Here is a 13717-nt window from a genome sequence, read left to right as displayed (position 1 = left end):
AGCCTGGCGATCCGATGGTCGCTAGGCTCTCTCTTTGCTGTTTACCGACAATCTCGGGAGTGTCGCCTTGTCCGCGGATGTCGATCCCACCGCCCCGGAGCCCACCGAGTCCGCAGAATCCACGACCGCAAAGAGAGCTGCCACGGCCCAGGAGGGCGACGGCGGCCCTCAGCCGTACGGACTGCCCGGGAAGCCGCTCGCCCGCGGCCCCTTCCTGTTCGGGCTGGTCGGCGGGCTGGGGGTGCTGACGGCGATCGCGATCGCCCAGATGGTCGTCGCGTCGCTGAGCACGATCATCCTGGTCGTCGTGGCGATGTTCCTGGCCGTCGGCCTCAACCCGGCCGTCGAGGCCCTCCAGCGTCGCGGCCTGGCCCGGCGGGGCGCGATCTCGATCGTGTTCGCCGGGGTCATCGTGGCGTTCGCGCTGTTCGGCCTGGCCGTGGTGCCGCCGGTGAGCCAGCAGCTGTCGGAGTTCGTGGCGGCGGTGCCCACGTACGTCACCGAGCTCGGCAAGAACCCGACGCTGCACCAGCTCGACTCCGAGTACCAGATCCTGGCGCAGCTCAAGACGTTCGTGACGTCCACGCTGGGGCCGTCGCTGGCCAGCGGCATCATGGGCGCGGGGCTGGTGGTGCTGAACGGCGTCTACACCACGGTGACGCTGCTGGTGCTCATGCTCTACTTCCTCGGCTCGCTGCAGACGATCAAGGACTACCTGCTCAAGCTCGTACCGGCCTCCCGCAGGACCCGGACGAGGGCGATCAGCGAGCAGATCCTCTCCGGCATCGGCGGGTACGTGGCGGGCAACGTGCTCATCTCGGTCATCGCGGGCTTCCTGACCTGGATCTTCCTGTCCATCGCCGGAGTGCAGTACGCGCTCGCGCTCGCCCTGGTCGTGGCGCTGACGGACCTGATCCCGCTGGTGGGCGCCACGATCGGCGCGGTGCTCGTGACCGGCGTCGCGCTGCTGCAGTCGGTGCCCGCGGGGATCGCGTGCGCGGTCTTCTTCGTGATCTATCAGCAGGTCGAGAACTACTTCATCTATCCGAGGGTGATGAAGCGCTCGGTGGACGTGGCGCCGGCGGTGACGGTGATCGCCGCGCTGTTCGGCGGGGCGCTGCTGGGGATCGTCGGAGCGCTGCTGGCCATTCCGGTGGCGGCGGCCATCGCCTTGATCGTCCGGGAGGTGGTCCTGCCGCGCCAGGACCACGTCTGAGGGCCTCCCGGGGAAGGGCCGAGTCCAGTTGCCGACCGCGCCCCCGTCGCCCGTCTCACTCCGGCTGAGCTCCTTCGGGGAGAGGGAGAGCTGAGGTCGTTCAGGTGAGGGAGGGCTGAAGTCCTCGGGCCAGGGATGGGTGCGCGGGCGGGCAGCCGGTGGCCCTTGGCCGCCGGGTGGGGTCAGGGGCGGGGGGTGGCGAGGTCGGTGCGGAGGAATTCGGTGATCGCCGTGTTGAACGCCTCGGGCTGCTCCACCGCGCTCAGATGGCCGGCCTTCGGGATGATCTCCAGTCGCCCGTCGGGCACGGCGCGCGCCATCGCCTCCGCGTCGGCGGGTGGCGAGAGCTCGTCCTCCTCCCCCACCACGACCAGCAGCGGCACCTTCAGCGCGCTCAGCGTGTCGAACGAGTCGGGCCGCGCGGCCATCGCCCGTTGCGCCCAGGCGACCGCCCCCGGCGGCGCGGACTGCACGAGCCCCTTGACGCGCCCGAACACCATGGCCCGCCGCTCCCTCGTGGTCGGCCCGATGAGCGCCGGGAGCACCTCGCTGACCAGCACCTCGCTGCCCTCGGAGAGCACGGCCTGCGCGATGCGCTCCCTGTTGTCCCGCGCCGGGGGCGGGTCGGCGCCGGCCTTGGTGTCGGCCAGGATCACGCCGAGCACCCGGTCGGGGTGCCGGCGGCAGAACGCCATGGTCACGTAGCCGCCCATCGACAGCCCGCCCACCACCGCCCGCTCGATGCCCTCGTCATCGAGCAGCCTGGCGACGTCGTCGGCCATCAGGTCGAGCGACGGCTCGTCGTCGCCCAGGCGGGACCCGCCGAAGCCGCGCAGGTCGGGTGTGATGACCCTGCAGGCCTTGGCCAGTCCCTCGCGCTGGGCCAGCCACATGGCCGACGAGAGCGGGAACGCGTGAAGCAGCACAACCGGGAGCCCGGTTCCGGCCGATCTCGTGTAGAGCTGCACGGACCACACGGTAGCCCGGTTCACGGCCGCAAGCACTCAATGTCGTATGCCTATATCCGCCGAAAACCGAAGACGGCTTCGCTAAAGCTCCCCATAAAGGCGGCATTTCGCCAATGTCGGCTATAAAACTGGCATTGGCCGGCGAATAATCGCGTACACAATTAGATGGCGGTGGCGCCGCCGTCCACGAACAGCACCTGGCCCGTCATGTACGCGGAAGCCGAGCTGGCCAGGAACACGGCCGGCTGGGCCATCTCCGCCACCGTCCCCCAGCGCCGCATGGGCACGGTGGCGACCGTGGCGGCACCGGAGGTCTCGTCCTCCCAGAGGTTCCGGTTGAGGTCGGTGGCCGTCCAGCCGGGGCACAGCGCGTTGACCCGCACCCCCGCCCGCGCCCACTCCACGGCCAGCGTCTTGGTCAGCGCCACCAGCCCGGCCTTGGCGGCGGCGTACGGGGCGAGGAAGGGCGCGCCGAGCGCCGCCACCGACGCCACGTTGATGACCGTGCCGCCACCCCGCTCCAGCAGGTGGGGCGCGACGGTGTGGCAGACGATCATGGCCGAGTCGAGGTTGAGCCGCATCAGCTTGTCCCACCCCGACAGCCGCAGGTCCTTGAACTCGACGAGGAAGTTGGAGCCGCCCGCGTTGTTGACCACGATGTCGAGGTGCCCGAGCCCGTCGATCGCCGCCGCGACGGCCCCCGCGGCGGCGTCGCGGTCGGTGAGATCGGCGGGGATGACGACCGCGCGCCTGCCCAGCGCCTCGACCTCCTTGGCCACCTCGGCCAGGCTCTCGGCCGAGCGGGACACGAGCGCCACGTCGGCCCCCGCCTCGGCGTAGGCGAGCGCGATGCCCTGCCCGATCCCCTTCGACGCTCCCGTGACCAGAGCCTGCTTCCCACTGAGATCGAACGCGCCCACGCTGCCTCCTCGAGTCATTACCGAACAAGATTCTAGTGACAAGACACCCGAAAACGCCACCGGCGCGGAACCCGTGAGGGTCCCGCGCCGGTGTCCGATCAGTAGGGGCTAACCTCCCAAGCCCCAGATGATGATGTCGAGCGCGTCGGCTATTCCGCTCTTGTCGAGATACTGGTTGACCTTGAAGCCGGTTTCGGCGATCGTGCCCGTCCTCGTGTTCTCGGGCTCGATCTTCTCCGGCCGGAAGATCTGCCGTTCACCCTGGCCGGAGCCACCGGGCCGGGCCGCCGGCGGCGGTCCGTCCGGATACATCCGGCCGTCTCGGTAGACGGTGTAGGACTGCGTCGGCTGGGTCGAGCCGTCGTTGCGGTAGATCTGGCTCGGCCGTGGCTGCATCGGCTGCCGGCTGTCCCTGGGCGGCGACTGCCGCTGCTGCGCCCTGTGGCTGGTCGGCCGCTGCGCCGGACGCTGCCGTGCCCGCTGGATCCCGCTGGGGAGCCGGCCGGCCCGCCTGTTACGCGTCCTGGCCGCCGCCGCGGCCCGGCGCTTGGCCGCCTGCTCAGCGGCCTTTCTCCTCGCCTCTCTCTTCGCCGCCGCCGCGGCCCGCCGCTGTGCCCGTGCCGTCGCCGCCTTCCTGGCCCGCTCGGCCGCCCTCTTCTTGGCCTGTTCCTGGAGCTTCTTCCTGGCCGCGGCCGCGGCCTTCTTCCGCGCCGCCTCCAGGGCCCGCTTCTTGGCCTCGGCCGCGGCTCTCCGCCTGGCCTCCGCCAGTGCCCGGCGCCGTGCCGCCGCGAGGGCGGCCCTTCTTGCCGCCGCACGCGCCGCCGCGATGGCGGCCCGCCTGGCGGCGGCCATCGCCAGCCTCCTGGCGATGATCTGCGCCGAGACCCGCACCACGATCGCCGCGACGAACCAGAACAGCTGGCCGTCGGGGTCGCTCATGGTGACGGGGCTGTTGTTGGCGTAGGCGTAGGCGTTGAGCTGCTGCGGGTTCTGCTCCTCCATGACGGGGTCGACCGACAGGAAGCGCCCGTTCTTGGGGTCGTACTCGCGAGCGCCGAGGTGGACGAGCCCGGTCGTGGAATCCTGCGTGCCTCCCACGAATCCGCGCTGCCCCGGCCAGAACGCCGGTGGCGATCCCCGGTTCTCGCCGAACGGCGTCGTCCTCCGTACGGCCAGCTCACCGGTCCCGGCGTTCACCGCCGCCTGAGCGGTGCCCTGGTGGTCGTTGACCAGGAAGTAGACCTGGTTGTCCGGCGTGCGCACCGCGATGGGCTCGCCACCGATGGTGTAGTAGCGAGTCTGCTCGACGGCGTCCTTGGCGAAGTCGAAGCGCAACTCGATGTCGTCGATGTACAGCGTGGAGTCGGTCGGCGTCTTGCGGATCAGCCGGTCGCCCTCCGCGTTGTACACGAAGGACGTCGTCTTGCCCGCCTCCGTCACCGACTCCAGGTTGCCCTCGGCGTCCCAGATCAGGCTCTGGTCGGAGTTGCCGACCTTGCGCCTGGTGGTGTTGCCCGCGGCGTCGTACTCGAAGAGGTCTGACCCGACGGTCTGGAGCGCGTGCGGCTGCTTGGCGCCCGCCGCCGGGTAGGTGGAGGTACGGGTGGTCTCACCCGCGCCGCCCCAGGCGTGCTTGATCTCCTTGGTCCGGTTGCCGGTGGCGTCGTACTCGTAGCTGAGCGCGTACGGGGCCACGCCGCCGATCTTGTCGGACTGCGGGCTACCACTGGCGCAGTCGTCGGTGCCCGTCCACGCCGAGGTCATCCGGCGCAGATGGTCGTACTTGAAGCACTGCGTGTCCTGGCCGCTCGCGCCCTTGTCGGCGATCTTGGTGATGTTGCCGACCGCGTCGTAGCTGTAGTTGAGGTCCAGGTCGGTCGCCGCGGCGCCCTCCCTGTCCACCCGCATCCTGGACATCCTGCGGGTGCCCTCGTCATGGGTGTAGGTGACCCAGGTCTTCTTGCCTCCCGTGCTCAGCTCCTGCTGCAGGGTCTCGCCCAGCTTGGAGTAGCGGGTCGCGGTCACGTACGTGTTCAGGCCGCTGACCTTGGTCGGCTGGCTGAGCTCGTCGTAGGTGTAGACGACCTGCTCCTCCGCCAGGCCGCCCGCGGCCGGGAAGCTGACGGACTGGACCTGGTCGTCGATCGTGTAGCGGGTGTTGAGCTGGTACGAGCCCGCCAGCTTGCCCTCCCGCTCGGGGATGGTGACGGTCTCGCGCAGCGTGCGGTAGTCGGAGTCGATGGCGTTGATCTCGGCCTTGTACGCCTGCCCGCCCGTGTAGCGGATGCTGGCGTTCATGTGGCCCTTGGCCAGCGCGTCGTACTGCCACTCGGCGAGCAGCGGACCGGTCGCGGAGCCGTCGCGCAGCTCCTTCTTGCGGCCCAGCGCGTCGTAGACGTAGTACAACGTCTTGCCGCGCGAGTCGGTCGTGGTGACCAGCTCGTCGGCGTCGTTGTACGTCATCGTGGTGGCCCCCTTGTCGGGGTCCTCCATCTTGATCTCGCGGCCACGCATGTCGTAGTGGTGCTTCCACACGTTGCCCGCCGCGTCGGTCACCGTGGACAGGCGTCCGGCGTGGTCGTAGGTGTACTTGGTGGACTCGTACTCGCCCGTCGGGGTGGCGCCCTTGTACTGGCGCAACTCGATGAGCCGGTCCTCGGCGTCGCCGATGCGGGTCGTGGCGGTGCCTCCGGCCGGGGGCGTGATGTTGACCCGGTCGCCCTGCTGCGTGGTGCTGACCCGGTACTTCTCCTGGCCCTTCGCCTTGAGGATCTGCGCGTTGGCGTCACCGCTGCCGTCGAAGGTCACCACGACCTGGTTGGGCACGTCCACGTCGGCCACGGCGAGCAGGTCGGTGGAGGGCGTCCCGGTGGCGAAGTAGCCGGTGTTCGCCTTGGCCGCCTCGCCGAGCGAGTTGTAGATGGTGTCGGTGATCGTGCGCCCGTCACGCAGCGCCGGGTCCTGCGTCTGCTCGTCGCGGGGCGCGGGCTCCTGGGTCTGGCGCTTGCGCATCAGGCCGTCGTACAGCTCGTGGCTCGCGCTGTAGGTGCCGTCCGCGTTCAGCGTCTTCGTGGTGACGAAGCTGGGACCGTCGGTGCGCATCGAGTAGGCGTACTCGGTGCTGGGCGACTGGTTGGCCGCCTTGCTGCGGTCGGGCTGCCAGACCTTGACCAGGCGGCCGAGCGCGTCGTACTCCATGTCGATGCGGCGGTTGTTCGCGTCGACCTCGGCGTACGGCTCTCCCCAGGCCGGTTCGAGCAGGGTGAGCTCGACGTGGCCCAGCTGGTTGGTCTCCTTGATCTCGGTCGGGGGCGCGCCCGCGGTCGGGGTGTAGGTGGTGGTGGACTTGGTGCCCAGCGCGTCGGTCTCGCTGGTCTCGCGACCGTAGGCGTCGTAGGTGTGGGTGCTCTCGACGATCGTCGCGCCGTCCCCGGAGACGGTGTTCTCGACGGTGGTCACGTCACCCTTGGTCGGCGCCTGGCCGTACGCCTTGTTGTCGTACTGGACCTTCTGGTCGGAGATGACCTCACCGGCGGCCAGCGTGGACACGGCGGTGCCGCAGCCGGCGGCGACCTTCTGGATCCGGCTCGTGTAGTCGAGCATCCAGCTGGTGTCGTTGCGGGCGTAGGTGTAGCGGGTGCACTGGTCGTCATCGGTGGTGGCCAGGTCGCCCTTCTCCTCCACCTGGGTGAGCAGGCCCTTGGTGTCGTACTCGCGCTCCTCGCCGGTACGACGCCACTTGCCTCCCTCCAGCGCGGTGCGGGTGACCATGGACTTGGGCTCGACCACGTACGCGGCCTTGGTGACACCGCTCTGCGTGGACTCGGCGGTCTTGACGGACCAGGGCGCCTCGAGCGTGGCGCTCAGGATGGCCCCGCCGTCGCCGTCGTAGACGACCTCCTCGCGCTCGAAGCCGGCGAACTGGTCGAGGTCGTCGAGCTTGACGCCCTCGGTGTCCGTGACCTGCGCGCTGCGCTTGGAGCCGTCGGCCTGCTTGTCACCGTCCATGCCGCGGAAGTAGCGGAACTCCGTCAGCGTGCGCTTGGTGTCCTGGCCGTCGCCCTGACGCACCCGGACCCGGCCGTAGCCCCGGAACTCCGACCACGTGCGGTGCTCGGGCTTGACCAGGATGTTCTCGGCGTAGCGCCAGGCGGTCCCGTCGAGGTACTCGTAGTCGGTGACGACGTTGGGGGCGCCGCCGACGCGGTCCACCTCCATCGTCTGCGTGACCACGTACTTGTGGAACCAGTCGGTCACCTCGGCCTCGTTCGGCGGTGACCAGCGCTGCGGGAAGCAGCGCCTGGCGTTCTTGTCGGCGGCGGGAACGTCGCCGGGCTTGCAGTCGGCGGCGGAGTAGTTGACGCGCAGCTCACCGCCGGACTCGTTGTTCACGGCCTGCACGCGCCACTTGACCAGCGGAGCGCGGCCCTCGTTGGCGTCCACCCGGTTGGGCAGCTGGACGCCGATGAACGTGACCTTGGGCAGCGTGATCGTGCCGCCCACGTGACCGCTCTGCTGGATCGACGCCAGCCACAGCGCCGGGCTCATGCCGTCGCCCGAGGCGGGGAACTGGTGCGCGAGCGTCCAGGAGTCCACCGGGGTGTACTGGCCCGAGGCGTTGATGATCTGCGTGGTGACCTTGGTCAGGCGCTTGCGCGTGAAGAACGTCGGCGCCAGGCGGTCGGTGCACTTCACGCCGGAGTCACAGATCTGGTCGAACGGGACATCCGGCCAGCTGCTGGCGGTCTCCTTCTTGAGCTGGTCGGCGGCGCAGGTGATGGTGCCGCTGGGCAGGCAGCGCTCGGCCACGTCGAAGACGACGCGGGAGGCGGGAGCCTTGGTGAACAGCTCGTTCTGCAGGTAACCGTAGTCGATGCGGGTGAGGTAGCCCGCGCGGTCGTACACGGTGCCCAGCTCGGGCTTCATGTTACGGCCGTAGTAGTTCTTCTCCTGCGCGTACCAGTACGTGGTGGCGTTGCCGTGGGTGTCCACCGCGTAGTCCAGGTTCCACCGGTACGCCTGCTGGCACCAGGCGTTGGCCGGGGTGCTGTTGTAGCAGGGCTCGCCGCTGTTGTTGCCGAACACCGGCACCGTCTGGACCGACTTCGTCTCCGCCTTGCCGGTGACCCAGCCGGGCAGGCGGTTCAGGCCGAAGGTGTACTGGGTGCCGTCGGCGCCGGTGACCCGCCAGTACTCGCCGTTGTTGTCGCCGTTGGTGGCGCCGGTGAGGTACTCGATGCGGGTGCCGTCGTCGCGCTTGGGCCGCCACTGCTTGCTCGTGGCGTCCTTGACCAGCTCGACGGCCGAGTTGCCGAGCGACAGGGTGACGTTCTCCCCGTCCCAGCACAGGTCGCCGGTCTTCTTGCCGTCGACCATGCAGGACTTGTAGCGGCGCTCGATGTAGCCGCTGGGGTTCAGCTCGAAGCCCTCACCGACCCAGGAGGCCTGGTTGTTGGTGGAGGCGGTGCGACCGTCCACGCTCTGGGAGGAGTAGTCGATCGACAACTCCGGCTCGTCGCCGCCCAGCGCGGGAGGGGTGCGCAGGTCGTAGTCCCAGTTGAAGTCGCCGGTCTGGGGGCCGACGCCCCAGCTCGCCGACGGGGCGAGCGAGGTGGCGGAGTGGTCGCCGGACTGGCCCGAGGCGGCGGCCGTGACCGCGTACAGGCCGGCCGGCTCGAACTCGGCGGTCAGCGTGCCCGCCTTCGGGTCGTTCTCGCTCTTGACCGGCTGGGGGGCGGCGCAGCCGTCCGCCTCGGTCAGGGCGCACTCCTCCAGCTTGACCACGCGGAGCCGGGCGCCGTAGTCGCCGCCGTAGGCGTAGCGGAAGCCGGAGTAGTCGATCTGCAGGCGGGACTTCTTGCCGGACGCGGCCTTGAGGCTCGCTCCCTGGCCGGGCGATACGCGCATCGCGAGGCCGAGCAGCTTGGAGTCGAGGAGCTCGACGCGTACCGGGTCGGAGGTCTCGGCCGTGGCGGCGGCGGCTTTGGCGTCCTTCTGCGGGGCCAGCTTCACGGGGAAGCCGGTCGCCGCCAGGGTGCTCGCCCCGGTGCCGCCCAGCTCCGCCGCCTGAGGTTTGGGCCAGGCGATGCCTGGCGGCGCCTTCCACGCCTGTTTCTCGACGGGATTGGCCATCGGGGGCAGGACCGGGACGCTCTTGCCCTTGATCGGCTTCTCGTTCTCCACCGAGGGAGCCGGCCGGGACGCGGCCTGCGCGGGCATGGCGTACGTGAGGGGGACGACGAGGGCGATGGTGAGCACCGCCGCGAGTCTGCGAGGCCAGGGCGACTCGGGCTTGGGCTTGACGAAACGGTTCCAGTAAGGGTCGGGATTGTCGGGTTCGTCGGGTTCGTGAGGTCGATTCCAGCGGGATTCGGGCAGGTCTAACTCACTCGGCAGGTCCATGAACCTCTCCCAGTCGGGGTGCAGATAGGACTTACTGGGGTGGGTGGATATTTACTGGGCGGCCAGCTGAGCGATCTGCTCGGCGCTCAGCACGCCGTCATACGTGCGGACGTCGTCCACGGCTCCTGGCCAGTAGCCGGTGAAGGCGCCCGCAGTCTTGGTCCGGCCCAGCTGGAGCGGGCCGGTGGCGTTCCACGCGCTCGCGTGGGACGTGATGGTGGTGGTCGAGAGCTGGCCGTTGATGTAGATGCGCAGCTCGCCGGCCAGCGCGTCGTAGACGCCGGCGACGTGGGTCCACTCCAGCGGGTTGGGGATGGCGTCGGAGCGGGTGCGTACGATAGCGGCGGTGTCGGTGTCGGCGGCCCTCATGCCGAGGGTCCACCGCTGCTGTTCCTTGTCGAAGCCGAGCTGGAACCCGGCCGCCCGGCTGCCGGGCTGGGCCACGGCGGCGGTGTCGACGGTGGGCAGGTAGTCGAGCTGGACCCAGGCGGCCACGGTGAAGCTCGACCTGGTGCCGACGGCGGGGCCGGTGGTCTGGGCGTAGCCGTTGACTCCGTCGAGCGCGAGCGCGCCGTCCAGCCAGCCGGACGTCCACGACGCGCCCCCGGCCAGCGTCGCGGCCGTGGAGCGGCCGGAGGACTCCGCGGCGGAGGTGCCCGACTCCTCGTCCAGCTTCCAGTGGCCGACCAGCGTGGCGGCGCTGTTGACCAGGTCGGCGATCTCGTCGGCGAACATGGCCCGGCCGTAGACGCGGACCTCGTCCACGTCGCCCGGCCAGGACTCCGCCGCGGCGCCGTTGACCTTGCCGCGGCCGATGGTGAGCGGCCCGGTGGCGTTCCACGGCTGGGTGAAGGCGACCTCGGACTCCAGCTTGCCGTTGACGTAGAGCGAGATCTGGCCCGCGGCGGAGTCGTAGACGCCGGTCAGGTGGGTCCACTCGTTCAGCCTGGGTGCGGCGGCCGACAGGGCCTTGACCGTCGCGGCGCCGTCGGCGTCGGAGTTCGCGCGGACCAGCGCCCAGCGGTCGTCGGGCTTCGAGTACTGGAGCGTGAAGCCGCCGGTCCTGGCGCCTTCCTGGGTGACGACGGTGGCGGTCGCGGCGTTGCCGGTCAGGCGGGCCCAGGCGGTGACGGTGAAGTTGCGGCCGGTGTCGGCGATCGGGCCGGAGGTCTGCGCGTACGCGTTGGCCAGCTTCAGCCCCATGCCCGTCTTACCGGTCGTCCACGTGGCCCCGTACAGCGTCGCGGGGTGGGCGTTCGCGGCGTCGGCGGCCACGGTGCCCTGGCCTTCGTCCAGTTTCCAGTGGCCGCTGGGCGCGCGGCCGGAGTTGACGTTGAAGACGTAGGTGCGGATCGGGCCGAGCTGGCCCGCGCGGTCCTTGCTGCGTACCGACAGGACGTTGGGGCCGTCGTGGCGCGGGGTGAGCGCGATCGTGGCCGTGCCGTCGGCGGCGGGCGCCACCTCGGACTTCGGCGTGGTGTCCAGCCCGTAGACGTAGGCGGCCACGTCGGTGACACCGTTGGGATCGAACGTGAACGTGCCGGCCAGGCCGACGCCGTCGCTCCAGCCCTCCTCGGCGTACTGGGGCGAGGTCACGACCGGCTCCCTGCCGGGCGCGGTGGCGTCCACGGTGGCCTCACACCAGGGGCTCCAGGCGCTGTTGGCCTTGCCGTCCTCGGCCCGGACGCGCCAGCGGATCAGCGCGCCGTCCGCGTACAGGCTGACCGGGATCGTCGCGTAGTAGGCGGAGCCGGACGAACCCGTCGCGGTGACGTACTCGCCGGTCTTGGTCCCGGCGGCGTTGTACCACTCGAAGCGGCCCTTGACCGAGTTGTCGGTGTCCTTGAGCTTGGCCCACAGCTTGGGGGTGGCCGTGCTGATGACCGGCCGCCCGTCACCGGAGACGCAGGGGCCGCCCGGGTCCGACCAGGCGTCGGCGGCCACCGGGTCGGTCGGGATCGAGTTGTACTCGATGACGGCGACCGGGTTGTTCTTGAACTTCTTCCAGGCGTACAGGTCGGTCTCGCTGGTGGCATAGAGACCGATGGTCATGGTGTTCCACTTCTTGGCGGCGGCGTCGGCGGCCCACGACGTGACGTCGAACTCCACACCGCCGGGCGCGCAGGACCCCGTGCCATAGCCCTTGGCCACGTTCACCGTGGAGAGCAACCTGGTCTTCGCCGGCGGGTTCTTCCAGGTGGTGCTCTTGCTGATCGCGCCGGTCCCCCAGGCCTCCACCTTGCGGGCGCTGCAGGAGTACGACCACGTCTCGTACGTGCGCAGCGTGGCCTTGATGATCTGCTTGCCGTGGATGGTCGCGCCGGTGGCCATCTGGAAGAACGAGCGGTTCGTCTGGGTGGAGCTGATGTGGCCGACGCGGGCGACGTCGCTGGAGTTGAGGTAGTTCGAGTCGGGCCAGTTGCTCCAGACCGCCGTCCACGAGCCGCGGGCGGCCGAGAAGTACGGGTCCAGGTAGACGGGGAACTCGGTCTTCGGGTCCTCCATCATCTTCCGGTCCGGCCTGAGCAGCAGCTTCCTGCCCGACAGCGCCACGCCCATCTTGGCCTGCTTGGCCTCCGGGGAGCGACCCTCCTTGAGCGCCTGCGGGCTCGTGATCCCCTGGGAGTCCCACATCGTCGGGGTGGGCGCGATGAAGATCGTGCCGCCGCCCTCGTCCACGGCCTCCAGGTTGCCCGCCTTGTCCGACTTCAGCGCCAAACCGTTGACGGAGAGGGGGTAGGAGAGCTCGGTCAGGCCCGCCGCGGCGGCCCGGGACTTGACCACCAGGATGTGGGAGAAGCCGTCCACGTCCGCGGTGACCTGGAGGTCCACGCCCGGCATGACCTCAGGGTAGGTGGCGGTGTCGCCGTTCAGCGTGGGCTTGGGCAGGGTGCCCTGCCAGCCCAGCTCCAGGGTCTTGGCGCCGCGCGCCAGGCGGGCCAGCGGGCCGGTGCCGCCGCCGGAGAACGTCAGGCCGGCCGCCGCGGCGACCGGCTCGACCGCGCCGTCCGGGCGCAGGCGGAGGGTGGTGTCCACCGGGACCCAGCCGTCGGCCTTGCGCACGCGGACCGGGCGGACGTACTGCTCCAGGGTGAACGTGCCGTCGGGCTTGGCCCAGACCTGGCGGGTCTCGCTGCGCTGTGTTTCCACCTCGACGGGCTTGCCGGTGCTGCGGGCGAGGGTGAGCGCGGAGTCCTCGGGTGGTTGGACGGTCTGCGGTGGTGCCACTGTCTTCGCCGCGACGGCGGGCACCGGATCAGGCACCGCCAAGATCGTGAAAGCTAACGCCGCCGCAACCAACCCACGAACTGCCCGCATACGTCCTCACCCATGGTGAGCAGGGGTTACGCGCGAGAAGGCATACCCGCCCGGCGTCTCCACGATCTTCGGTTGACGATCGGATTTTCACTCTGACAACACGAGAGGTCTAGAGTTTTGCTCATTCTGCTCAAATTTCCTTCATAAACCTGATTTGTCCGGAAATTTCCGTCATGGCACATCAGACGTCCGTGGGCAGCGGCGACGCGGCCGGGTTGACCCGCTTGACGATCTCGTTCAGCACGATGCGGACGTACGGCTCCCCCACCCACAGGTGCTTGGCCCCGTCCACCCCGATGACCTCCGCCTGCGGCACTCTCGCGAACCTCGCGCGGGCCTCCTCGGGCCGCAGGTAGTCGTCGAACTCGGGCACCAGCACCGTCAGCGGCCGGCCGAACCGCGCCCAGGCGTCCAGGTCGTGGTCGGTGGCCCGGTGCAGCGGGGGCGAGAGCAGGATCGCGCCCTCCACCAGCGGGTCGTGCGCCCACTTCAGCGTCAGCTCCGTGCCGAACGACCAGCCGACCACCCACACCTGGGGCAGGTCGTGGTACTCGGCGTACTCCAGCGCCGCCGCCACGTCGAACCGCTCGCCCTCTCCCCCGTCGAACGTCCCCTCCGAGGTGCCGCGCTCGGAGGACGTGCCCCGGGTGTTGAAGCGCAGCACGGCCAGGTCGGCGAGGGCGGGCAGCCGGTTGGCGGCCTTCTTGTAGACGTGGCTGTCCATGAACCCGCCGTGGGTGGGCAGCGGGTGCAGCGTCACCAGCGTCGCGACGGGGGGACGGTCGAGGGGCAGTGCCAGCTCGCCGACCAGGGTCAGGCCGTCGCCCGTCTCCAGCTCGATCGGCTCGCGCCGGGCGGGCAGCACGGTGGCCGCGCGAATCTCCACTTCGGGG

6 protein-coding genes are annotated in these 13717 nt (G+C 70.0%); 1 reads left to right on the top strand and 5 read right to left on the bottom strand.

The window, feature by feature from the left end:
• The first annotated feature begins 67 nt into the window (after positions 1 to 67).
• Entirely contained in the window at positions 68 to 1216 is a 1149-nt protein-coding gene (locus AB0J87_RS05925) for an AI-2E family transporter (RefSeq protein WP_363962804.1), read from the top strand.
• A gap of 182 nt (positions 1217 to 1398) precedes the next feature.
• Here AB0J87_RS05925 and AB0J87_RS05920 read toward each other — a convergent pair whose 3' ends face one another.
• The 5 genes from AB0J87_RS05920 to AB0J87_RS05900 form a co-directional block, all read right to left on the bottom strand.
• Positions 1399 to 2184: an alpha/beta fold hydrolase gene (locus AB0J87_RS05920; protein WP_357754800.1), complete on the bottom strand. Its 786-nt coding sequence runs from the start codon at positions 2182 to 2184 to the stop codon at positions 1399 to 1401.
• Positions 2185 to 2345: 161 nt separating this feature from the next.
• A complete protein-coding gene (locus tag AB0J87_RS05915; RefSeq protein ID WP_363962803.1) occupies positions 2346 to 3104 on the bottom strand; it encodes an SDR family NAD(P)-dependent oxidoreductase in 759 nt (252 codons plus the stop codon).
• A 108-nt stretch (positions 3105 to 3212) separates the two neighbouring features.
• Entirely contained in the window at positions 3213 to 9362 is a 6150-nt protein-coding gene (locus tag AB0J87_RS05910) for an RHS repeat-associated core domain-containing protein (protein ID WP_363962802.1), read from the bottom strand.
• A 195-nt stretch (positions 9363 to 9557) separates the two neighbouring features.
• Positions 9558 to 12770 (bottom strand): LamG-like jellyroll fold domain-containing protein, encoded by a 3213-nt coding sequence (locus AB0J87_RS05905; RefSeq protein ID WP_363962801.1) that lies wholly within the window; start codon positions 12768 to 12770, stop codon positions 9558 to 9560.
• Between the two features lie 235 nt (positions 12771 to 13005).
• Positions 13006 to 13710 carry an alpha/beta fold hydrolase gene (locus AB0J87_RS05900; RefSeq protein ID WP_350730048.1) on the bottom strand — a complete coding sequence of 235 codons (705 nt, stop codon included), beginning with the start codon at positions 13708 to 13710 and terminating at the stop codon, positions 13006 to 13008.
• Positions 13711 to 13717: the final 7 nt, after the last annotated feature.

Source organism: Nonomuraea sp. NPDC049625 (assembly GCF_040675285.1).
Lineage (GTDB): Bacteria > Actinomycetota > Actinomycetes > Streptosporangiales > Streptosporangiaceae > Nonomuraea > Nonomuraea angiospora_A.
This window is presented reverse-complemented; position numbering and strand designations above follow the sequence as displayed.